This is a genomic window from Cellvibrio sp. (assembly GCF_046347455.1).
GTDB lineage: Bacteria > Pseudomonadota > Gammaproteobacteria > Pseudomonadales > Cellvibrionaceae > Cellvibrio.
Window position 1 is genome coordinate 15,034 of the sequence record NZ_JAXMGC010000001.1, and the last position, 21,513, is coordinate 36,546.

The 21,513-nt window shown below is 45.7% G+C and carries 19 protein-coding genes; 12 read left to right on the forward strand and 7 right to left on the reverse strand.

Features of this window, described 5'->3' with window-relative positions:
- Nucleotides 1–3 precede the first annotated feature (3 nt).
- Together U1F02_RS00080 and U1F02_RS00085 are read left to right on the forward strand one after the other, a co-directional pair.
- Nucleotides 4–1,452: an ABC transporter permease gene (locus U1F02_RS00080; RefSeq protein WP_409988312.1), complete on the forward strand. Its 1,449-nt coding sequence runs from the start codon at nt 4–6 to the stop codon at nt 1,450–1,452.
- Nucleotides 1,453–1,457: 5 nt separating this feature from the next.
- Nucleotides 1,458–2,846, forward strand: coding sequence for an efflux transporter outer membrane subunit (locus U1F02_RS00085; RefSeq protein WP_409988313.1), 1,389 nt, complete (start codon nt 1,458–1,460; stop codon nt 2,844–2,846).
- Nucleotides 2,847–3,495: 649 nt separating this feature from the next.
- Here U1F02_RS00085 and U1F02_RS00090 read toward each other — a convergent pair.
- Together U1F02_RS00090 and U1F02_RS00095 are read right to left on the reverse strand one after the other, a co-directional pair.
- Entirely contained in the window at nt 3,496–5,133 is a 1,638-nt protein-coding gene (locus tag U1F02_RS00090; protein WP_409988314.1) for a 4Fe-4S dicluster domain-containing protein, read from the reverse strand.
- A 175-nt stretch (nt 5,134–5,308) separates the two neighbouring features.
- Complete coding sequence (locus U1F02_RS00095; protein ID WP_409988315.1) at nt 5,309–5,566, reverse strand: hypothetical protein; 258 nt, start codon at nt 5,564–5,566, stop codon at nt 5,309–5,311.
- A gap of 217 nt (nt 5,567–5,783) precedes the next feature.
- Between U1F02_RS00095 and U1F02_RS00100 the strand changes: the two genes are divergently transcribed.
- Together U1F02_RS00100 and U1F02_RS00105 are read left to right on the forward strand one after the other, a co-directional pair.
- Complete coding sequence (locus tag U1F02_RS00100) at nt 5,784–5,987, forward strand: DUF2788 domain-containing protein (protein WP_409988316.1); 204 nt, start codon at nt 5,784–5,786, stop codon at nt 5,985–5,987.
- A gap of 329 nt (nt 5,988–6,316) precedes the next feature.
- A complete protein-coding gene (locus U1F02_RS00105) occupies nt 6,317–9,790 on the forward strand; it encodes a ThuA domain-containing protein (RefSeq protein ID WP_409988317.1) in 3,474 nt (1,157 codons plus the stop codon).
- 73 nt (nt 9,791–9,863) lie between these two features.
- Here the strand turns inward: U1F02_RS00105 and xthA are convergent, their stop codons facing one another.
- The 4 genes from xthA to U1F02_RS00125 form a co-directional block, all read right to left on the reverse strand.
- The gene (gene xthA / locus U1F02_RS00110) at nt 9,864–10,682 is read right to left on the reverse strand and encodes an exodeoxyribonuclease III (RefSeq protein WP_409988318.1); all 819 of its coding nucleotides are present in this window, start codon (nt 10,680–10,682) and stop codon (nt 9,864–9,866) included.
- Nucleotides 10,683–10,747: 65 nt separating this feature from the next.
- Complete coding sequence (locus U1F02_RS00115) at nt 10,748–12,853, reverse strand: carboxy terminal-processing peptidase (protein ID WP_409988319.1); 2,106 nt, start codon at nt 12,851–12,853, stop codon at nt 10,748–10,750.
- Nucleotides 12,854–13,212: 359 nt separating this feature from the next.
- Nucleotides 13,213–13,623 (reverse strand): hypothetical protein, encoded by a 411-nt coding sequence (locus tag U1F02_RS00120; RefSeq protein WP_409988320.1) that lies wholly within the window; start codon nt 13,621–13,623, stop codon nt 13,213–13,215.
- A gap of 322 nt (nt 13,624–13,945) precedes the next feature.
- Nucleotides 13,946–15,019, reverse strand: coding sequence for a 3-deoxy-7-phosphoheptulonate synthase (locus tag U1F02_RS00125; RefSeq protein ID WP_409988321.1), 1,074 nt, complete (start codon nt 15,017–15,019; stop codon nt 13,946–13,948).
- 354 nt (nt 15,020–15,373) lie between these two features.
- On the opposite strand from U1F02_RS00125, the gene U1F02_RS00130 reads away from it, so the two are divergent.
- The 5 genes from U1F02_RS00130 to U1F02_RS00150 all read left to right on the forward strand — a co-directional run bounded on the left by U1F02_RS00130 (nt 15,374) and on the right by U1F02_RS00150 (nt 17,737).
- A complete protein-coding gene (locus U1F02_RS00130; protein WP_409988322.1) occupies nt 15,374–15,868 on the forward strand; it encodes a hypothetical protein in 495 nt (164 codons plus the stop codon).
- An 89-nt stretch (nt 15,869–15,957) separates the two neighbouring features.
- Nucleotides 15,958–16,539: an RNA polymerase sigma factor gene (locus tag U1F02_RS00135; RefSeq protein WP_409988323.1), complete on the forward strand. Its 582-nt coding sequence runs from the start codon at nt 15,958–15,960 to the stop codon at nt 16,537–16,539.
- Between the two features lie 10 nt (nt 16,540–16,549).
- Nucleotides 16,550–16,900, forward strand: coding sequence for a hypothetical protein (locus U1F02_RS00140; protein WP_409988324.1), 351 nt, complete (start codon nt 16,550–16,552; stop codon nt 16,898–16,900).
- On the forward strand, nt 16,893–17,237 hold the full coding sequence (locus tag U1F02_RS00145) for a hypothetical protein (RefSeq protein WP_409988325.1): 345 nt from the start codon (nt 16,893–16,895) through the stop codon (nt 17,235–17,237). The genes U1F02_RS00140 and U1F02_RS00145 overlap by 8 nt, the downstream gene beginning before the upstream one ends.
- Nucleotides 17,234–17,737 carry a DUF3106 domain-containing protein gene (locus U1F02_RS00150; RefSeq protein ID WP_409988326.1) on the forward strand — a complete coding sequence of 168 codons (504 nt, stop codon included), beginning with the start codon at nt 17,234–17,236 and terminating at the stop codon, nt 17,735–17,737. Before U1F02_RS00145 ends, U1F02_RS00150 begins: the two co-directional genes overlap by 4 nt.
- Nucleotides 17,738–17,776: 39 nt before the next feature.
- Here U1F02_RS00150 and U1F02_RS00155 read toward each other — a convergent pair whose 3' ends face one another.
- On the reverse strand, nt 17,777–18,724 hold the full coding sequence (locus tag U1F02_RS00155) for a LysR family transcriptional regulator (RefSeq protein ID WP_409988327.1): 948 nt from the start codon (nt 18,722–18,724) through the stop codon (nt 17,777–17,779).
- Nucleotides 18,725–18,967: 243 nt separating this feature from the next.
- Here U1F02_RS00155 and U1F02_RS00160 point away from each other — a divergent pair, with 243 nt between their 5' ends.
- The 3 genes from U1F02_RS00160 to U1F02_RS00170 all read left to right on the forward strand — a co-directional run bounded on the left by U1F02_RS00160 (nt 18,968) and on the right by U1F02_RS00170 (nt 21,494).
- Nucleotides 18,968–19,717: an electron transfer flavoprotein subunit beta/FixA family protein gene (locus U1F02_RS00160; RefSeq protein ID WP_409988328.1), complete on the forward strand. Its 750-nt coding sequence runs from the start codon at nt 18,968–18,970 to the stop codon at nt 19,715–19,717.
- Nucleotides 19,718–20,653: an electron transfer flavoprotein subunit alpha/FixB family protein gene (locus U1F02_RS00165; RefSeq protein WP_409988329.1), complete on the forward strand. Its 936-nt coding sequence runs from the start codon at nt 19,718–19,720 to the stop codon at nt 20,651–20,653. It begins immediately after the preceding gene.
- Nucleotides 20,654–20,717: 64 nt separating this feature from the next.
- The gene (locus tag U1F02_RS00170; protein ID WP_409988330.1) at nt 20,718–21,494 is read left to right on the forward strand and encodes a ferredoxin--NADP reductase; all 777 of its coding nucleotides are present in this window, start codon (nt 20,718–20,720) and stop codon (nt 21,492–21,494) included.
- The last annotated feature ends 19 nt before the right edge of the window (nt 21,495–21,513 follow it).

Sequence of the window (21,513 nt, forward strand, 5' to 3'; positions counted from 1 at the left end):
CTAATGAACGGCGGCCAAATTATTTTAGCCGACGAGCCGACAGGCGCACTGGATAGTAACAGTGGTAAAGAAGTGATGAAATTGCTCAAGAATCTTTCTGAGCAAGGGCACACGATTATACTCATTACCCATGATTCACATGTAGCCAACCATGCGCAGCGTCAAATAGAAATTCGTGACGGTCTTATTGTTTCAGATCCGGGCCCGAGTGAAGTAATTCATCCTCCAATCACCGAGGCAACTCTCCACGGGGAACCGAGTTTCTCAACTGAAATTTTGGAAGGCTCTAAAACCGCATTTCGTTCGCTGCGAAGCAATGTTTTTCGAACCGTTCTTACTCTCTTAGGGATCGTCATTGGTGTTGGCTCTGTAATAACCATGTTGGCCATTGGTGATGGTGCTAAAAAAGCGGTGGTAGATAGTATTAGTGCTATGGGTTCTAATTTATTGGTTATTAGACCGGGCGGACCTGAGCAGCGTAGAGCTTGGGAAATTCAAACACTTGTTCCTGCCGATGTAGCAGAAATTAATAAATTGCCACACGTTGCAGCTGCCTTGCCGGAGCTTACGGGCAGTTACACTATTCGTTATGGCAATGTGGATGTGAGCACGGATGTGAATGCCACCGGCTATCAATACCCCATGGCTCGAAAATGGGATATTGCATCGGGAACATTTTTTACAGAAGAAGATGAAAAAACTTTTGCGACGGTCGCGGTATTGGGAAAAACTGTTGTGCGTAAATTATTTGCCGACGAGGATCCGCTTGGTAAATACATCATCGTTAACAACGTGCTATTCCAAGTGGTAGGCATTATGGCCGAACGTGGTGCTGACCCAGGCGGTGCAGACCAAGACGATAAAATTCTAGTGCCTTATACAACAGGTAGCTTGCGCATCATGGGAAGAAAGTTTTTGCGCAACGTAACCGTCTCGGTAGATTCAGAAGAGCACATGATGGATGTGCAGGATTCGGTAAGCTCTTTGTTAATGGAGCGACATGGGACAGAAGATTTTACTATTCGCAATATGGCCTCCCTTATTGATACCTTGTCTGCAACACAAAACACTATGACGATTTTGCTCGGTTCAATTGCAGCAATTTCATTGTTGGTGGGTGGTATAGGTGTAATGAATATTATGCTGGTAAGCGTGACCGAGCGAACTAGGGAGATCGGCGTGCGTATGGCCACGGGAGCGCGGCAGAGAAATATTATGCAACAGTTTTTAATTGAAGCTTTGAGTGTTTCTGCGTTGGGCGGAATTATCGGCGTCATTCTCGGGTTGCTGGCCGCCGCTATAGTAGGGCATTTTGGAATGCCGATTGATTACTCTCTAGGTCCAGTCATTTTGGCGTTTAGTTGTGCCTTTTTAACGGGCTTAATATTTGGCTTCTTACCAGCGCGAAAAGCGGCGCGCTTAAATCCTGTAGTCGCTTTGGCGTCGGAGTAATTAGGGTGAAACAATTTAACAAAATGAAATTACCTGTTCTTGTTTTTGTTGGCTTGGCACTATCAGCTTGTTCGTCAATGGATGAGGTACCAAATGCCAATATTCAATTTTCACCGGTTTGGGAATATCTGCCGCAACGAGAAGGCGCAATTAATATTGAGAAAGAGTGGTGGAAAACCTTCGAATCACCGCAGCTTACTCAGTTAGTTGAAGCTGCTCAGCAAAAAAATTCGGATGTTGTTATTGCTAGGGAACGAGTAAGACAAGCCGAATTGCAAATGAAAATCGCCAACGCAAGTCTATTTCCCTCATTAAGTTTGAGTGCATCTAGCGGAGAGCGGCGTTCGAAGACGGAAGGAAGTGATTGGATAGCAACAGATTCAACAGCTGCCGGTGTGAGCGCAAGTTACGAGCTGGATTTGTGGGGCGGTGTAATGGCAAATCGTCATGCCGCCAAATCAAATTATAAATCAACGGTTTTCACCAATGAGGCTGTTCGTTTAAGTATTTCTGCAAGTGTAGCTACTTCCTGGTTTAATTATCTCGCTCTGCAAGAGCGCACACTAACCGCACAAAAAAATGTGGAAATTGCGGAGCGAATCCAACGTATTGTCGATTCTCTGTATCGCAACGGTGCCGCCACGGCTGCTGATGTCGCTGTGCAAAAAACTAATCTTCTTTCGCAGCAAAATGCATTATTGCCACTTCAATTGCAGTTGGATCAAACACGCGCTGCTATCGCGGTTTTAGAAGGGGAAGTTCCGCAAGCGTTTCAATTGGCGAATGAAAAGTTTAGTGATGTAAAGATTCCAGCCTTGAGTGCCGGAACGCCCGCGGACGTTGTTACTCGTCGTCCTGACGTGGCTGCCGCTGAAGCGCAACTCCAAGCTTCTTCAGCCAATGTTTACGCGGCGCGTACGGCTTTGCTTCCCGGGCTACAGTTAAGTGGTAATGCTGGAAAATCAGCGTCAGAACTTTTTTCACTTAACCCCGCGCTAAACACGACTGGCTGGAGCTTGTCATTAGCTCAAACAATTTTTGCGGGAGGGCGCGTTGCCAATCAGGTTCGGATTAGCAAGTCTCGGCAAGTAGAATTGTTAGAGCAATATCGCAAGGTTGTTTTAACCGCGTTACAGGAAACGGATGATGCCTTGAATCGCGTTAATATTACCCAGCGTCAAGAAGCGAATCAGCAGGCCATACTTCAGCAAGCGTCGCGCAGTTTAAAGTTGAATGAGGATCGTTACCGTGAAGGCAGTGTGGATCTGCAAACACTGCTTGATTCCCAGCGCAGTTATTTCCAAGCGCAAGATGCTTTAGTTCAACAGCGATTGGCGCGCTTGAGGGCTACGGTTGATTTGTACCGAGCGCTTGGTGGTGGCTGGGAAAAATAAGAATCTACAATTGGTTTGAACGAAAGCCCGAGCGTTAAAAGCGCTCGGGCTTTTCTTTTTTAGTGGGTTTAATTGGTGCAATTCCAAGCTATTTTGCACCTCAATCAAACTAATTTACTCGCTTAGGCTTTCAAATAGCCCTGGTTTGTAGGTTTTTCGTGCTGGCATTTTTTATGCAGCTTCTTGCATATGCAAGAGAGGATTTATGTTTTCCATTTACCACTATTTCGCCCATATAAAAACGGGCAGGCTCGTTCTTTGGTGTTATCTAATTTGGTATTTGGTGACTCTGTATTTTCATTTTGATCCATCACCAAAAATATGGATCAACTCCTTAGGGATAAGTGTCGTTATAGGTTCTGCCTTGATGTTGAGTGTATCTGGGAGTGCGTCCGCACCTTGGCAAACCTTTAGGTTGTATTGGATGCCGTTTGCAGTATCAAGCTTTTCGGCATTGATTAAGGATAAGGGATACTTTGTTATTTTTTCACCAAGTGTTTACGAAGTTAGTGTAGCTATAGTGGCGTGTGTATTATTTTTACTTATTGTCGCTGTCGTTAAACGGACGAAGACGAAAATGGAAGTGCTGTCAGGATGCGGAAGGAAATAAAAAAGCCTGCACGAAGCAGGCTTTTTTATGTTTGGCGAACTACATTGCAGAATAATTCGGGCCGCCACCGCCCTCCGGTGTAACCCATTGAATATTTTGCGTTGGATCTTTGATGTCACATGTTTTGCAGTGAACACAATTTTGTGAGTTGATCTGCAGCTTTTTTTCGCCCGTCTCATTACTCACAATTTCATAAACTCCAGCAGGGCAATAGCGTTGAGCAGGTTCATCGAACTGAACAAGGTTAATCTTGACCGGAACGCTCGCATCTTTAAGCAGAAGATGGCAGGGCTGGTTTTCAGCATGATTCGTATTTGACAAATACACTGACGATAATTTGTCAAAACTCAATTTGTTATCCGGTTTCGGGTAATCAATTTTTTTAGATTCGCTGGCTAATTTGAGTTGTGAATGATCTGTGGTCGCGTTATGCAAAGTCCAGGGCAATTTCCCTCGCAACGTCATATCAAAGAAAGCGTAAGCGCCGCCAACTAAGGTTCCGAATTTTTGCTGCGCCGGACCTATGTTGCGTTGCTCATAGATTTCTTTGTAAGCCCATGAGTCTCGATAAGCTGCTTCAAATTCTCGGAGTGCGTCGTTTGAGCGTCCTGCGGCGAGGGCAGGGGCAATCACTTCCGCGGCGATCATGCCGCTTTTCATTGCTGTGTGGCTGCCTTTTATTTTTGCAAAGTTCAAAGTGCCTGCGTCATCGCCGAGAAGTAGTCCACCGGCAAAGTACATTTGTGGTTGCGATTGAATTCCACCTTTTACGATGGCTCGCGCCCCATAACTGATTCGTTCGCCGCCCTGCAGATACTGCGCAACCTTGGGGTGATGCTTGTAGCGTTGGAATTCGTCGAAGGGACTAAGGTGCGGGTTGTCGTAGCAAAGATCTGTAATTAAACCGACCGCAACCTGGCGCTCGTTTAGGTGATATAGGAAACCGCCGCCACTGGTATTGGTTTCGCTGAGGGGCCAACCCAAGGAGTGCATAACCAAACCTTGCTTGTGTTGTTCCGCGGGTACTTGCCAAATCTCCTTAATCCCAATGGCGTAATGTTGAGGATCTTTGCCTTGGTCAAGTTTAAAGTGGCTAATTAATTCTTTACCCAAATGGCCGCGCGCGCCTTCGCAAAAGAGCGTGTATTTTCCGTGTAGCTCAATGCCCTCTACAAACTCTGGCTTTTCCGAGCCATCGGCTGCGCGCCCCATGTCGCCGGTAATAACGCCGCCAACGCTGCTGTCATCGCGATAAAGGACTTGTGAAGCAGCGAAACCGGGGAATATATCCACGCCAAGCTCGGTCGCTTTCTCCGCTAACCATTGGCATAAGCGACCAAGACTAATGATGTAGTTACCTTCGTTGTGCAACGGCGCAGGCAATAGGCTGTTAGGTATGCTCATCGCACTCGAAGAAGATGTCATGAACTCCCAAGCTTCTGCGGAAACCGGTGTTTCAAGCGGAGCGCCTTGGTCTTCCCAATCTGGAAACAACTCTGTTAAGGCTCTAGGTTCAAAGACAGCGCCTGACAAAATATGGGCGCCAACTTCGGCACCTTTTTCCAAAAGGCAGACGTTTATATTGGAATCGAGTTGGCGTAAGCGGCAAGCAGCAGCTAAACCTGACGGTCCGGCACCAATAATCACAACGTCATAATGCATCTGTTCGCGAGCCATAGGTCTTCCTACTTCGAATAGCCAAGAATTGATTGGGCGGGATTATAAAGGAAAAGAGCGCATTCAGGCGGAGCGGGGCGATTGAATCGGAATGTAAATTAGCGAAGCAAAAGCCTAAAAATGAAAAAGGCCGCCGAAGCGACCTTTTTCTAACCCTGTTGGGTTATTACTGCAATTACTGAGCAGCGGCAGATGAAGATGCAGCAGCGTCAGCAGCTGGAGCAGCTTCGGTAGAAGCAGCAGAAGATGCAGCAGCGTCAGCAGCAGGAGCTTCGGCAGCTGGAGCTGGAGCTTCAGCAGCTGGTGCAGCAGCAGGAGCTTCAGCAGCTGGAGCTGGAGCTGGAGCTTCAGCAGGTGCAGCTTCTTTCTTAGCGCAACCAGCCAAAAGACCAGCAGCAAGGATAAATGATGCAACGATTTGAATAGTTTTCATGGTGTGCTCCGTCAGTATGGGGACAATGTTTGAAATTAACGGACTAATTTTTCGACTTCTAGGATATCAACTAGGCCCGTGGAAAAAGAGTGTATATTTTTGCAAACCATATGAACAGGGGTTTGGTATAAGTAGTTGAGTATTTTCGCTAGAATAGCCCCAATTTAGGGCTTATTTGGTTAAGAAAGATTCGTTTTTATTTGTTTTTGAGGTGTTTATGACGGTTGAACAGTTTGAAACCTGGTCTATGTATATCTGCGTAGGCGGTTTAATTGCATTTATGGTGTTTATTGTTTGGGATTTAGCGCGTAAATCAAAAGCGGGTAAGTTCGGCACTTTCATCCTTTTTTTGGTGCTAGGGCTTTGTATGTTGGGCTTTATTATCAAAACGATTCTGGTAGCCACTCTCGACACCCAATAACCAATCAATAACGACGACAAGCGCGCCATCCTATATCCTGCTCTGGAATGCCCAATCGGTTGACTCTTGAGCCAATTCTTCTAAGGTTAATCTGAGCAAACTGAAACTTACCAAAGAAAAGTTTAAGAATGTAAAGCAGGATGTCTAGTAAAAAGTACGCTGTTAGACTCAGCCCGCAATTATGGTGATGCCCTTTTTAATAAGGTCATCCTAACCGTACCCATCCAACAAAAATGTTGACTAGCCGATCTTCATTACACCTATAACGACGAGCAACTCCAACCGGATATCAACTCAATAATATCTACATTCAAATAGAAGGAATCAACATGCGTATTTCTTTACTGTGGCCAAAGTTAATCCTTGCAAGTCTGGTCATCAGCTTGTTCGGGTGTGGAGAGCCGAGCCAGTCCACAGCAAAACCGGCGGCTGATGCAAAAGCCCAAGCGCTTTTTAATTCAGACATTAAAGATGCAAAAGTCTTGGTCTTCTCCAAAACCAAGGGTTGGCGACACGATTCCATTCCAGCTGGTATTGCCGCGTTGCAAAAAATGGCGACAGAAAATAGTTTCACTATCGTCGCCACTGAAGATGCGTCTTTGTTTACAGATGCTCAGTTAAGCACTTTTAACGCGATTGTATTTTTAAATACCACGCTCGATGTATTGGATGATTCCCAGCAAGTGGCAATGGAGCGCTTTATTCAAGCGGGTGGTGGATTTGTAGGTATACACGCTGCTGCCGATACCGAATGGGAAGGTGATTGGTATTGGTATCGTCGTTTGTTGGGCGGCGTATTCAAAAGTCACCCCAATGAGCCAAGCAATGTACAAACCGCGCGAGTCGTTTTGCGAGATGCACATCATCCAGCCACCGAATCCACACCAGCGACTTTTGAAATTGCCGACGAGTGGTACGACTACAAAGATTTCTACGATTTTAACAAAGTGTTGTTGACCGTTGACGAGAAAACTTACCGTGGCGGTAAGCATGGTGACTATCACCCCATTACCTGGTATCACGATTTTGATGGTGGCCGCTCCTTCTACACGGGTTTAGGTCATAGTGCTGAAACTTTTTCTCATCCAGAATTTATCAAAATTTTATTAGGCGGATTGAAATACGCCGTCGGTGGCAAACCAAAACTCGATTACACCAAAGCAGCGCCAGAGCCAAATCGCTTCGTTAAGAAAACGATTGTTAGCAATTTGAACGAGCCTGTTAACCTAAGCTTCTTTGCAAATGGTGATGCCTTAATCGCACTGCGCGGTGGCGGTATTTTGGTCGTCGATTACAAGACCGGCGAAGCGCGCGATGCCGGAAAAATTGAAGTTGATCCCCACGGCCAAATTGAATTTGGTTTGCTTGGCTTCGCTGTTGATCCAAACTTCGATAAAAATCACCACATATATGCAACCTACAATGCAGCGAAAGAAGATGGTAGTACGGTAGAGCGCTTGTCTCGCTTTAAATGGGTTGACGGAAAGCTTGATAACAAATCAGAAGAAATTTTTTGGGAATATAAAGTAGATCAAAACTGCTGCCACACCGGTGGTGATTTGCAATTCGGCAACAACGGCGAATTGTTTGTATCTACTGGCGACAATTCAAATCCGTTCACCGAGGAAGGTTTTGCTCCGATTGATTTCCGCGACGATATGGCTAAGAGCGATGCATTGCGTGGCGCAGGTAACACGCAAGATTTCCGTGGAAAAGTATTGCGTATCATTCCAAAAGAAACTGGCGGATACGATATCCCCAAGGGAAATCTTTTTGCTGATTCCAAAGACGGGCGCCCGGAGATTTACGTGATGGGTACGCGTAATGCCTACAAAATTACTTATGATAAACCTACGTCTACATTGTTCTACGGTGACATAGGTCCAGACGCAGGCGAAGATTCTCCTATCAAAGGAACTCGTGGTTACGATGAAATTAATCGCGTGACCAAGGCGGGCAATTTTGGTTGGCCTTTGTTTGTAGGAAATAATTTTGCTTACAAAGATTACGACTACAGAACGGGTAAATCTGAAAAGTATTTCAATCCGCTAGCCCCGGTCAATAATTCCCCGCGTAACACGGGCGCAAAAGTGCTACCACCCGCACAGCCCCCATTGCTGTGGTATCCCTATGGCCCATCCGATCAATTCCCAGAGTTGGGTAAGGGTGGCCGTATGGCGTTGGTAGCGGATGTTTATCACATGAATGACTATCCTGCGAGCGAGCATCGCTTACCCGCGTACTACAACAATAAATTATTTATTTTGGAATTTATGCGGAACTGGGTGAAAGCGGTGAGCTTTGACGAAGCGGGACGTATTATCAAAATCGAACCTTTCGCACCGCAAGTTGAATATACGTCACCGATTGACGCGCGTTTTGCGCCCGATGGTACGCTCTACGTGCTTGAATACGGTAAGGCTTGGTTTAAAGGTAACCCTGAGGCGAGCTTGAGTCGTATCGAATATTCAGGTCCAGGCAATCGTCCACCGGTAGCAAAAATTCATCTGGAAAAACCTCAGGGAGCATTGCCTTATAAAGCCATGGCAGATGCTAAGCCCTCCATTGATTTGGACGGTGACAAGCTGACTTATGCATGGTCGATCAAATCGCCCGGCGGCAAAGTTACTTTACTAGGAACGGGTGAGCAGCAAGAGATTTCCGTTTCGGAAGCGGGTGAGCACATTGTTAAGTTGGATCTCAAAGATCCTTCAGGTGCGACTGCTAGTACCGAATCGAAAATACAGATCGGTAATGAACCTGCAACGATTGATGTCAAACTGGATGGCAACCAATCTTTCTATTGGCCAAATACCAGCGCTGTTAAATACGCGATTAATATTGCGGATAAAGAAGACGGTGTAATTGGAAATGACGCCGCTAACTTGATGATTGCGTTTGCACCTAAAGAAGACCCAAATGCTCCGGCTGCGGAAGGTCATCAACAAGCTGATGTAGCAACTGTCGCTAAAGGAATTATGGAAGCCAATGGTTGTAAAGCTTGCCATGCCATTGATACCAAAGTTGTTGGCCCTGCGTTTAAAGACGTTGCCGCCAAATATAAAAATGACAAAAATGGTATGAATCATCTGGTAAACAAAATCAAAAAAGGCGGTAGCGGTGTTTGGGGCGAATTAAATATGCCTGCGTTTGCAACCTTGAGCGATGAGGACAGAACGGCGGTTGTGACTTATGTGTTGTCACTCGCTGATGTTAAAAAATCGCTGCCGTTGCAAGGTAGCTTGGCCTTTGCACCGAATGCGCAAAACCAGGCGGCGTTTGACTCTGCTGCTTTACCTGAAAAATTACCGACGCAAGAGTTTGAGTTAGTAGCCTCATACACTGACAAAGGTAACGCAGGTATTGGGCCTATCACCGTTAAGAAAAACATTGACCTTAAACCAGCGCGTTTCTTCATTTACCCTGTAATTGATTTCGCAACGGCTGACAAATTGTTAGATAAAGCAAGACACAAACGTTTGGATACTGTTAAGTTGTCGGCGGTTGGAAAAGATGTTGTTGTATCTTTGGGCCGTTACGACTTGACTAATGTGAATGCTGTGAAAGTAGGTGCGTGGTCTGTATTGCAGGACACAGTGTGGCAATATGAATTACATGCAGGTTCTGCAGCGGGTACACTTTTGGGCAAAGCAGAACGCTCATCAACAGAAGCCGACTCCTACGCTCGTACTGAGTTGAAATTCCAATCGCAAACGGGTTTCCAAGATCTATATCTGGTAATTCGTAGCAATGGTAAATCGGACGGCGAGCTACACTTGTTGGATGTTTCTTTTAACAAATAAGTAGCGCGAACAATAAAAAAGCCTGGTTGATTTCGACCGGGCTTTTTTATTTGTAAGTCAAAACAGCTTTTTGTTACGCCGGCTTTTTAAAGGTTGCCCAAATAGGACAGTGATCGGACGCTTTTTCCAGTCCACGAATGTTGTAATCAATGCCGGTTTCAACACAGTAATCATGCAATTTGTGCGTTGCCAAAATCAAATCAATCCGCAATCCGCGTTTTGGGTTATCTTCAAAACCACCACTGCGGTAATCAAACCAGCTAAAAAGATTTGCGACTTCTGGATTCATTTCGCGGAAGGTATCTTTGAATCCCCAATCCAATAATTGATTTAACCAAACACGCTCCTCCGGTAGGAAGCTGCATTTGCCTGTGCGCAACCAGCGTTTTCGATTCTCTTCACCAATTCCAATGTCACAATCCTGGTGAGAAATATTCATGTCGCCCATCAAGATAATGTTTTGGTCTTTAATATGAGTCGCGCCCAAATAAGCATAGAGGTCGGCGTAGAATTTTTGCTTGGCTGGGAATTTAACGGCGTGGTCGCGGCTTTCGCCTTGCGGAAAGTAACCGTTTAAAACAACCACTTCACCTAATGGAGTATCAAAGGTGCCGCCGATAAAACGCTTCTGCGAAGTTTCGTCGTCCCCCGGGAAACCTTTCAAGGTATGCTTGAATGGATATTTCGAAAGAAGGGCAACGCCGTAGTGGGTTTTTTGCCCGTGGAACGCAAAGTGGTAACCCAATTTTTCAACCTCGGCGATAGGGAAGTCCGGGTCGTTGACTTTAGTTTCTTGTAATCCGATAAAATCCGGAGCGTGGTGATCTACAACAGCCTGTAGATGCCCCATGCGTTGGCGAATGCTATTTACGTTAAAGGATACAACTTTCATTATTAAATTCCTGCTATAAAAAAACCCGAGTTAGACAACTCGGGTTCTGGTTGTTCTTTTAAAAATTACGGTACTGCTTTTTGCGCAACCTGCTTTTTAGTTTGTAAAATGAAGTCGCCCAAAATTTTACCCGTTTCTACAAGGTAAGGATCTTTTTCCGGCTCGAATTCCTTTTTCTTAGGTGCGGCAGATTCGTCTTCATCCTTTTTCAATTCTTTCGCTTTGTAGTCTGCATAATTGGCATATGTTGGCTCGCCCTTGGCTTTGCGTTTTTGGTTTTCAATTTCCAATGTGCGCTGCTCGGTTTTTTGCTGCTCTTGTTGGCGAACGGAAAGTTTCAAAGAAACTGCCTTCTTGCTGTTCAGCTCTTCATAGAGCGCTGCTTGTTGTTTCAAGTAAACAAACTCCGGGTCTGCTTTCATGCGTTCTTCATGTGCAGGTTTGAGCGCGGGCAGAATATCTTTCATGTTGAAATACACATCGTGCGGCGCGGCACGGATTTGATCCCAAGGTAATGCGTTATCGTAAGCGCTCTCACCCAATTCTTTAGTATCAACCAAGCTTGGCAATTCAATATCTGGAATCACACCGCGATGTTGAGTGCTATCACCCGATATACGATAGAATTTCGCTTGAGTGATTTTAATGTTGCCTTCACCTTTATCGATAGGCATATAGCTTTGCACTGAGCCTTTGCCCCAAGTGGTAGAGCCTACAACTAATCCACGGCCGTAATCTTGAATGGCGCCAGCGAAAATTTCAGATGCAGATGCGCTAAAACGGTTGATCAATACAATTAGTGGGCCGCGATAAACTGCTGGCACAACAGCACGTACATCGCGCGAGATAACGTCATCTGCTTGGCGAATTTGTACAACTGGGCCCGGATCAACGAACAAGTTGGTAAGCGTTGCCGCTTCCGGTAATGAGCCACCGCCGTTTTCACGTAAGTCTAAAATAAGTCCATCAATATTTTCTTGTCTCAGTTCTTGTAGTAAGCGATAAACATCACGGCCGACGCTAGAGTTGGGGTCAAAGTTGCCATAGAACACGGGGATGTCGATAACGCCAAGCTTTAAGTTTTGCGTTCCATTTTTAACATTCAAAATAGCTTTTTTGGCTTTTTGTTCTTCCAGCTCGATGGTGTCGCGCTTAATCGAAATAATTTTGTGCTGCGTAACTGTTGGGTCAGCGGCAATCACCTCCAAACGAACAATCGTTCCTTTTGGGCCTTTGATTTTTTTAACTACGTCCGTGAGTCGCCAGCCGATAATATCTTCAAACTCGCCTTTCTCTCCTTGCGCTACACCGACGATTTTATCGTTAGGTTTTAGTTGGCCTTGCTTCTCGGCTGGGCTTGCAGGAATTAAGCGTGCAACCTTGGTGTAATCTTCATCAGTCTTCAATTCTGCACCAATGCCTTCAAATTTGTTGGTCATGCTGGTGGTGAAGTTTTGTGAGTTGTCGGGTGAAAGATAGTTGGTGTGCGGGTCGAACAACATCGTCAGCGAATTCATGATGATGCTGAAGACTTCCTCAGATGTTTGTTGGTTGAAGTAACGCAATTGCGTGACAAATCTTTTACGCAAGTTGCTACGGCTTTCCTCAAGTGTTTTTCCGCCAAGCATTGAACTCAATAAGCTGGCCTTGATATTTTGCATCCACAGCTTATCGGCTTCTTCTGCGTTCGCTGGCCAAGCGGCGGTTTTGCGATCTGGGTTGTAGGTTTCATCGGTATCAAACGTAAATTGAACTTTTTTGTCATCCAGTAACGCAATAACACGATTGAGGCGTGCGACATAACGCTCACCAAAGCGATTGTAAATTGCGAAGCCGTTGTTCAATTTTCCTGCTTTGAAATCATCATCAAATGATTTGCGATATTTATCAAACTCTGCGATATCCGACGCAAGAAAAATGTTTTTAGAGTTATCGAGCGTTTTTAAATACTCGTCCAAAAAGCGCGAGCTCAAGCTGTCATTCAATTCCTGCTTACGGTAGTGATGTTCGCTCAGCTGATTCACGATCTCCACACTAGTTTTGGACTGGATATCGAGTGGTTTTAGTTCGGCGGTCTTTGCCGTGTCGTTAAGTGCAAAACTGGTTAGACTAAGGGCAAGGCCAAGAGATAAAACTGACGTGCGTAACAGACGTGAAAACAAAGGATACATAAACAAATCTCAAGTGTTAAACGACAGCCCAAAATTGGCTGTGGCGAGCGAGGGCTTACTATAGCCTACTTGTCACAGGCCAAGCCATCATTTAGGGGGTGCAGCTGCTGTAAAAAACTGTAGCCGTTGTGATGAATTGCTCAATGCAAACGCTGCGCCGGATATGTGTTTCTCTCGTTGTTTGGGCGGGGACTGGTTTTGACATTACCTTGGTCGTCCGACGAAAGTTCTCATCGTTAATATAATAGGACGCGTGTTTGGTTTGGCTTTATTTCGCGTAGTTGGGAGTCTAGAGGAGCGGCAATAAAAAACGCCATGTTTTTAGCACGGCGTTTTTTGTGTTGGTGTGGCGGGATGAATCAGTATTCCTGAGCGGCTGTACTGCAACGCCAGATCATTTCCATAAATTCATGTTGCTCAGCGTTCGTTATTGCTGTGCTCTCAATCTTACAGATCTTGTGTTTATGCCAGCTTAGATCATGACGAACAAAGCTCAGCTTTCCGCCCACAAGTTCTTCAACGCTAATTGCCACCGTGTGGGCTTCAGTTAGCCCCAAGCGTTGAATAAGGTCGTCTAAAAGCACCTGCGCAAATGATTTGTTGCTGAGTGGTAACTCGACCTCGTTGCTGTTGATGAAAAGGTAATCCCGACCGAGCAATTGGCTTACGCTGACGTGCTCCAGATCGATCGCCCTTGGATGGGCATGAATTTGTGCAAAGTGTTGGGATAAATCGCTTTGCGACTGAAAGGCATGTTGACTTGTTGCCATGCTGTACTCCGCTGAAACTTTAAACGCATTTAAAGGGTTAAACCGGCGGAAGTCTTGCGTACATAATCGGAGGAGCAGATGACTTGCAAACTCAATCTGAACCGACCTAACGCATAATGACTTCGTTATATTTTTATGTAGTCGAGCTATTGGCAGTCCGTTGAGAAAGAATTTATCAGGCTGATTTATTAATTGCTAAGAATTCTTAGTACGAAGTTTTTTAAAAATGTCCAAAAAAGGTAATTAAAAGGCGTATTTTGAATAATAAAAAAGCGGCATTTGCCGCTTTTTTATTTAAAAATCAAAAGGATATTTCTTATAACTAAAGCTTTCTCTTAAGAAGGCTTTCTTTGACGGTGTCACGCATTTTGCGCACAGCATTTTCAGTTGTTACCCAGTCAATACACGCATCTGTTACCGAAACGCCATATTTGAGGTTACACAAGTCCTCTGGAATGCTCTGATTGCCGGCGCCAATGTTACTTTCAACCATCAATCCGATGATCGATTTGTTGCCCTCCAGAATCTGATTTGCCACGTTTTCCATCACTAGCGTTTGAAGCTCGTGGTTTTTATTGGAGTTGGCGTGGCTGCAGTCCACCATGATATTTGGCGTAACCTTGGCTTTAGCTAGTTCCTGCTCGCACAGGGCCACACTCACAGAGTCGTAGTTAGGTTTGCCGTTTCCACCGCGCAAAACCACATGCCCGTAAGCATTGCCGCGTGTATGAATAATGGCGACTTGACCTTCGGTATTGATGCCTAGAAATCTGTGCGGTTTAGACACAGATTGCAGAGCATTAATTGCCACGGTTAAGCCGCCATCAGTACCGTTCTTAAAGCCAACTGCCGAGGACAAACCGCTTGCCATCTCGCGATGGGTTTGCGATTCGGTGGTACGCGCACCAATCGCAGACCAGCTAATCAAGTCATGTAGGTACTGTGGAGAAATAGGATCGAGCGCTTCAGTCGCCGCGGGCAAACCTAATTCTGCTATATCTAACAATAACTTACGGCCGATATGTAAACCTTCTTGTATCTTGAAGGAGTCATTTAAGTAAGGGTCGTTGATCAAGCCTTTCCAGCCAACGGTAGTGCGTGGCTTTTCAAAGTAGACGCGCATAACGATATAAATGGTGTCGCTTACTTCATCGGCTAGTTTCTTGAGGCGCTGGGCGTAATCTTTGGCTGCTTCCACATCGTGAATAGAGCAGGGGCCAATCACCAGAAATATGCGGTGGTCTTTGCGATCAAGAATGTCACGGACAACGGCGCGACCTTGAGTAACTACGTCGCGGGCCTTATCGGACAAAGGAATTTCTGCCTTGAGCGCGGCAGGTGATATCAGCAACTCTTGCGATACCACATTGAGGTCATCTACTTGAATGTCAGTCATTATGGATTTCCGTTAAATTGGTCAATTTGGAGGCTATTCTACTTAAAAGAAATCTGTTTTGTAGATATTTTTTTTAATTATCGCCATAAAAGTAAGCAATATGTATAGGTAGAAGATACTTTTTAGTGCGCTGATCTAAGCAAATTTAGGGTAATGAGAAATATCCATCCTAATTGAATCTAAACCAATCCCAAATACTGGCCTTTATAAAGCTACTTGTGTGACAGCTTTGCTCATTTGTTCCAAGCGCTGGTATTTGCAAAAAATCTGATTTCTATGTCAACCAAAGCTGAGCAACCTCGTTAATACTCATGAAGGTGCCAATAGCACCTTAACAACCCACTGGAGTAAACCATGTTTAACGCTAGATTCTCAAAAAGCCTTTTATCCGTTGCCCTGATTTCAACTCTTATCAGCCTTCCGACTTTTGCTGCTGAACCTGCTGCCAAGCACCACAAGCACAATGTGGTAAACCGCGAATCCACCAAAACGAAAACAGGTAATGGCTTTGTTCACACTCTGAATAAAACGGATGACGAGGGCGCAACTGCTTCGCGCAGAACCGAAGTGGCGCGCGATAGAGATGCTGGCACCAGAACGAGAACAACGTCCGGCACCACCTTTGAAGGCAAAACCTACAATGGTGAAAATGTGAGTCACAAAACCGAAAACGGTTATGCCTCCCAAGGCCATTTCACTAACTCGGACGGAAAAGTGGTGGATCGTTCTGTTGATGCCACTATCGACAAAGAAGCCAACACAGTGACCAAGCAAATTTCCGTAACGCCAGAGGGTGGAGAGACGCAAACGACTACGCGTGTGCGTCCCTTAAAAAGAAGTGGCCAATAAGATCGACCAAATAGCGCGCCACTTAAGTGGCGCAGCTTAGGTGGTAAATCAGTTTATACTGACAGGATAAGTGGCCTTTGGACGTATTGATGTTAGCGAATAGTTCGCCTGATGCAGAAAATTTATCGGACGTGAAAACGCTTGCGCTTTCGCTCGATGATTTTTTGCGTCAAGTTGAGCGACGAGCCTATCGCACCGCTATGTTGAGCACGCGTAGGTCGGCGGATGCTTTGGATATTGTTCAGGATGCAATGACAAAGCTCGTTCAACACTATCGCGATCGTTCTTCAGCGGAATGGCCTTTGTTATTTCAGCGGATTTTGCAGCATCGCATCATGGATTGGCATCGCCAGCAAACGCGTCAAAAAAAATGGTTTTGGCAATCGACGCCGGAATTTGAAGACGAAGGTGAAGATATTATTAATTCCGTTGTTGATGAGCGCGAACAAGATCCCGCTGAATTGTTGGCTCGTGCGAGCGATGTTCAACGTGTTATCAGCGCGCTTGAGCAACTTCCATTGCGCCAACGCCAAGCATTTATGTTGCGAGCTTGGGAGGGTTTTGATGTTGCGGAGACTGCATCTGCAATGGAATGTAGTGAGGGAAGTGTTAAAACACATTACTTCAGAGCTTTGCAAACCATAAGAGAGTACTTGGGCAGAAATGCTTAAGGAGATTGAAATGCAGAAAGAAAATGAACCTGAAAATCGGGACGACGCCAACCAAGTCTTTATTCAAACAGTGAATCAAGCGCTTGATAAAAGTTTGGATGATATTGATGAGTTGAGTTTGCAGCGTTTAAAAAATGCGCGCGTAAAGGCGTTGAGCACGTCGTCAAGGTCTAAATGGATTGCACTGAGCGCGGCTGCGAGCATCGCTGCGCTTTTACTGATTCCCGTGGCTACTCAACATTTCTCAAATAAAGCAACAATTGATTCAGAGCTTGAAATTGCAGCGCAAGATATTCCCTTGTCTGCGGAAGAAATGGATGACATTGATATGTTAATGGCATTGGAGGATACCGATGCCTAAGTATGCGAAAGTCGGTAAATCTGCATTATTTACAGTACTTTTAGCCAGTGCATGGGTAATGGCGGGTGGCGTAAAACCGACACAAGAGTTTTGGGATTACATGATGGAATACAGCGACGAGCAAGGCGAAATTTTGGACCCACTTGAGTACGATCAAATTTATAGCCTCAAAGATGAGAAGGACGCAACCCAAACAGATGATTCCCAGTCGCCACGTTTAAATGGCCAGCACCCAGCGCAAACTAATGCAACTTCTATGACTAAAACTACATCCTTAAAAGATACGTCCTCATCCTCACGTTCATCCAGCGTGAGCGCAAAAGGAGCACCGCTATGAAACCGATTATTTTTCTCGTGTGCCTATTCTTTGCGCCAATGCTTTTTGCGGAATCAGCGCCGCAATGGAATCAATTAACGCCCGCTCAACAGGAGTTGCTTGCACCTGTACAGCCTAAATGGGATCAAATGCCTGCAGAGCGCCGCCAGCAAATGCTGAAAAAAGCGGATAAGTTCTCCAGTCTTAAGCCAGAGCAACAACAAAAAATGTTGGACCGCTTTGAAAAATGGAAAAGTTTGCCCGAAGATCAAAAGCAACATTTGCGCAAGCGTTATCAGGATTTCAATAGTTTACCGAGCGACCAAAAAGCAGAGGTTCGCAAGCGTCTGGAGTGGTTTCAGTCGCTCCCCGAAAGCGATAAAAAAATAATTCGCGAGAAGTGGCAATCTATGTCGCCGGAGAGAAAGCAAAAAATGCGCGAACGCTTTAAAAATATGACGCCAGAAGAGCGCAAGGCGGCGCGAGAGAGGCTCATGCGGTTGAGAGATTCTAATGAGTGAATCTAATGAGTGGATCTGCGGAGTATCGCTATTGACGTGTTAGCGATACTCCACTGGTTTGCCGTCAGGTTTACGCAAAATAATCAAATCGCTACGGCTCACGTTTTCGGTTGCTTCGCGGCACAAGCTTAAGAAGCTCGTGATGCCGGCGGTTAAAAATTTCTGTTTATGCAACACAAAATTAAACTGCCTTTTTAAATCTAAACCTTCAACTTCTAATGGCACAAGGCTTCCGCGTCTGAATGCGTCTTTTAACGCAAGGCGGGAAATACAGCCAATACCTAAACCGGATTCGACGGCACGTTTAATCGCCTCTGTATGCTCTAACTCCAGCAGCACTTTTAAATGGGTTAGTTGATGGCGCAACGCAGCGTCGAATACCTGTCGGGTTCCCGATCCGCGCTCGCGCAAAATCCAGTTTTCATTAATCAGGTCATCCACACATAAATTCTTGTTCCCTGCGAGCCGATGATCGGGCGCTGCAAAAATAACCAGTTCGTCGGCTACCCAAGGCGTGATTTCGAGGTCGGGGTGATGGCTGTCGCCTTCAACCAAACCTAAATCGAGCTTGAAGTGAGCCACTTGGTCGATAATGGTGGATGTGTTTTGTACTGCTAATTCAACTCGGCTACCCGGGTTCTGTTGCATGTAGTCGCCAATGAGCAGGGTAGCGAGGTAGTTACCAATCGTGAGTGTTGCGCCAATACGAAGGGAGCCGGTTCCGCTTTTACCCTCCAGCAAATCCTCCAGTTCCTGAGCGCGATCTAGTAACTCCATAGCTCGGGGTAAGAGTTCGCGGCCTTCGGTATTTAACTGCAAGCGTTTACCTTGGCGATCAAACAGCCGGGTGTTGAACTGCTTTTCCAGCTCTGCCAGTGCCATGCTGGTTGCGGATTGCGTCATAGATAGCGCTTCCGCTGCGCGCGACACGCTGCTCTCGCGCCCGATGGCGACCAAAACTTCGAGTTGGCGAAGGCTAAATTTCATAGCTGGCTCACGACTTATAAGAAACGTTCAAAAACTTGATTAAATTGGACTTTCAGCGGCTAAAGACATCACCCTCGGAAGCTTCAACCCTCTATAATGCGCGCCATAGAATTGAAGGCTTTATATCAGTTTTTCTGATTAACAATATAAGAGTAATCAATTTTACATATATCCTTCAAGTGCTTATAATTCAAGCATTTACAAAATGACCCAAAGTTTCCAAAGTTTAATGGAGCTAGTTGCATGAAAGTGTTGGTTGGAATCAAGCGCGTGGTGGATCACAACGTGCGTGTGCGTGCGAAAGCGGATGGCAGCGGGGCGGATATCGCCAGCGCCAAAATGAGTATTAACCCTTTCGACGAGCACGCTGTTGAAGAAGCGGTTCGCCTCAAAGAGGCTGGCGTAGCGACCGAGATTGTCGTGGTTACCGCTGGCGCTGCTAATGCGCAAGATGTGTTGCGCCACGCCTTGGCGCTTGGTGCTGATCGCGCCATTCTGGTTGAAACAGCGGATCATTTGAATTCGCTTGCTACCGCAAAAGTGCTGCGCGAGATCGCCAAACGTGAATCGCCCGAGTTGGTGTTAATTGGCAAACAAGCTATTGATGATGACGCGGCCGAAGTGGGCCAAATGCTTGCCGCTTTGTTGAATGTTGGCCAAGCGACTTTTGCATCCAAGGTTAAAGTCGCCGATGGACAAGTTGAAGTGACTCGTGAGATTGACGGTGGTCAGGAAACGATTGAATTGAATCTGCCTGCGGTGATTACTGCAGATTTGCGTTTGAACGATCCGCGTTATATCAAGTTGCCTAACATGATGATGGCGAAGAAAAAGCCACTCGAAACTATCGCCATTGCCGATCTGAATCTCAACACCGCGAGCAAAGTAGGCACCGTGAATGTTGCCGAACCACCTGCGCGTGCGCCCGGAAAAATACTTAACAGTCTTGAAGAATTGATCGATGTCTTGCAAGCGCAAGTGAAGGTGAACTAAATGTCTGTTTTATTAATTGCGGAATTTGATCAGTCATTAAAAGCTGCTACTCGCTCTGCCATCACCGCGGCCTCTCAATTAGGCGGGAATGTTGATGTGCTGGTGATTGGGCACAATCTGGATTCTATTGCTCAGCAAGCTGCGCGTGTGCAAGGTGTTGCGCGTGTATTGGTTGCTGATAATGCAGCTTACGCTAAACCACTTGCGGAAAATTTTGCACCGGTTGTTGTGGGCATTGCAGCAAACTATTCCCACGTTGTTGCACCAGCGTCCAGCTTTGGTAAAAACCTGTTGCCACGTGTAGCAGCTTTGCTTGATGTGGATATGGTTTCAGAAGTGACTAAAATCATCGATCCATCAACTTATTTGCGCCCGCTCTACGCAGGTAATTTAAATGCGACTGTGCAAACTGCCGAGGCCGTTAAACTATTAACCGTTCGCCCAACTGCATTTACGGCGGCGAAAGATGGCGATCAATCTGCACCTATAGAAACAATCGCAACGGGTGCTGACGCAGGTTTATCGCGTTATATCAGCGAAAATATTCAAGTCAGTGAGCGCCCAGAGTTAGGTACAGCGCGCGTTATTGTTACCGGCGGTCGCTCGCTTGGTAGTGCAGAGAAGTTTGAAGAGCTTATGTCTCCACTTGCCGGTAAATTAAATGCCGCTATTGGTGCTACACGCGCTGCAGTTGATGCGGGCTTTGCGCCTAATGAATGGCAAGTAGGCCAAACCGGTACTGTGGTGGCACCTGATGTTTACATTGCAATAGGTGTGTCTGGCGCAGCGCAACATATTGCGGGCATGAAAGAAAGCCGCACGATTATTGCGATTAACCAAGACCCTGATGCGCAAATTTTCCAATGGGCTGATTACGGTTTAGTGGCGGATTTGTTTGATGTAATTCCAAAGATTACGGCCGCAATTAAAAATTAATTGCGGTTACTAAGAATATTGTCTGTAATTTTTATTTAAAGAACTTCCTCAAGGTAAAACACACATGGCTGCTGTAGCTCCCGAAAAAGTATTAAGCGTTCGTCACTGGAATGAATCCCTGTTTAGCTTTACAACGACACGTTCCGACGCGCTGCGTTTTGAAAATGGTCAATTCGTTATGATCGGTTTGGAAATTAACGGTCGCCCTTTGTTGCGTGCTTACAGTATCGCCAGCGCCAACTATGAAGAAGAGTTGGAGTTTTTTAGTATTAAGGTTCCAAACGGCCCCTTAACCTCTCACTTGCAAAATTTGAAAGTAGGTGATGAGATTCTCGTGGGTAAGAAGCCGACTGGTTCTTTGTTGGTTGACGACTTGAAACCAGGTAAGCATTTGTATTACTTGAGCACGGGTACAGGTTTAGCTCCATTCTTGAGTTTGATTCGTGATCCATCTGTATACGAAAAGTTTGAAAAAGTCGTGCTATTCCACGGTGTGCGCACTGTTAGCGAATTGGCTTATATGGATTACATCACCAATGAATTGCCCAACAACGAATTCTTTGGCGATTTGGTGCGTGAAAAATTAATTTACTATCCATCAGTAACTCGTGAGCCTTTCCGTAACCAAGGTCGCCTGACTGATTTGGTTGAGAGCGGTAAGTTGTTTGAAGATATAGGTTTGCCACCATTCAATCCCGAAACAGATCGCGCTATGTTGTGTGGTAGCCCTGAGATGTTAGCGAGCACTTGTGAGCTTCTTGATGCACGTGGGTTTAAAATTTCACCGCGTATTGGTGAACAAGGCGATTACGTAATTGAGCGTGCATTTGTTGAGAAATAATGATTTGTAGTGTTGCTAA

Bases quoted from the DNA above. Each gene is read 5' to 3' on its own strand.
- U1F02_RS00080 (WP_409988312.1), top strand. From the start codon at position 4: ATGAACGGCGGCCAAATTATTTTAGCCGACGAGCCGACAGGCGCACTG.
- U1F02_RS00090 (WP_409988314.1), bottom strand. From the start codon at position 5,133: ATGGCTCGCGAACAGATGCATTATGACGTTGTGATTATTGGTGCCGGA.
- U1F02_RS00095 (WP_409988315.1), bottom strand. From the start codon at position 5,566: ATGAAAACTATTCAAATCGTTGCATCATTTATCCTTGCTGCTGGTCTT.
- U1F02_RS00100 (WP_409988316.1), top strand. From the start codon at position 5,784: ATGACGGTTGAACAGTTTGAAACCTGGTCTATGTATATCTGCGTAGGC.
- U1F02_RS00105 (WP_409988317.1), top strand. From the start codon at position 6,317: ATGCGTATTTCTTTACTGTGGCCAAAGTTAATCCTTGCAAGTCTGGTC.
- xthA (WP_409988318.1), bottom strand. From the start codon at position 10,682: ATGAAAGTTGTATCCTTTAACGTAAATAGCATTCGCCAACGCATGGGG.
- U1F02_RS00115 (WP_409988319.1), bottom strand. From the start codon at position 12,853: ATGTATCCTTTGTTTTCACGTCTGTTACGCACGTCAGTTTTATCTCTT.
- U1F02_RS00120 (WP_409988320.1), bottom strand. From the start codon at position 13,623: ATGGCAACAAGTCAACATGCCTTTCAGTCGCAAAGCGATTTATCCCAA.
- U1F02_RS00125 (WP_409988321.1), bottom strand. From the start codon at position 15,019: ATGACTGACATTCAAGTAGATGACCTCAATGTGGTATCGCAAGAGTTG.
- U1F02_RS00130 (WP_409988322.1), top strand. From the start codon at position 15,374: ATGTTTAACGCTAGATTCTCAAAAAGCCTTTTATCCGTTGCCCTGATT.
- U1F02_RS00135 (WP_409988323.1), top strand. From the start codon at position 15,958: ATGTTAGCGAATAGTTCGCCTGATGCAGAAAATTTATCGGACGTGAAA.
- U1F02_RS00140 (WP_409988324.1), top strand. From the start codon at position 16,550: ATGCAGAAAGAAAATGAACCTGAAAATCGGGACGACGCCAACCAAGTC.
- U1F02_RS00145 (WP_409988325.1), top strand. From the start codon at position 16,893: ATGCCTAAGTATGCGAAAGTCGGTAAATCTGCATTATTTACAGTACTT.
- U1F02_RS00150 (WP_409988326.1), top strand. From the start codon at position 17,234: ATGAAACCGATTATTTTTCTCGTGTGCCTATTCTTTGCGCCAATGCTT.
- U1F02_RS00155 (WP_409988327.1), bottom strand. From the start codon at position 18,724: ATGAAATTTAGCCTTCGCCAACTCGAAGTTTTGGTCGCCATCGGGCGC.
- U1F02_RS00160 (WP_409988328.1), top strand. From the start codon at position 18,968: ATGAAAGTGTTGGTTGGAATCAAGCGCGTGGTGGATCACAACGTGCGT.
- U1F02_RS00165 (WP_409988329.1), top strand. From the start codon at position 19,718: ATGTCTGTTTTATTAATTGCGGAATTTGATCAGTCATTAAAAGCTGCT.
- U1F02_RS00170 (WP_409988330.1), top strand. From the start codon at position 20,718: ATGGCTGCTGTAGCTCCCGAAAAAGTATTAAGCGTTCGTCACTGGAAT.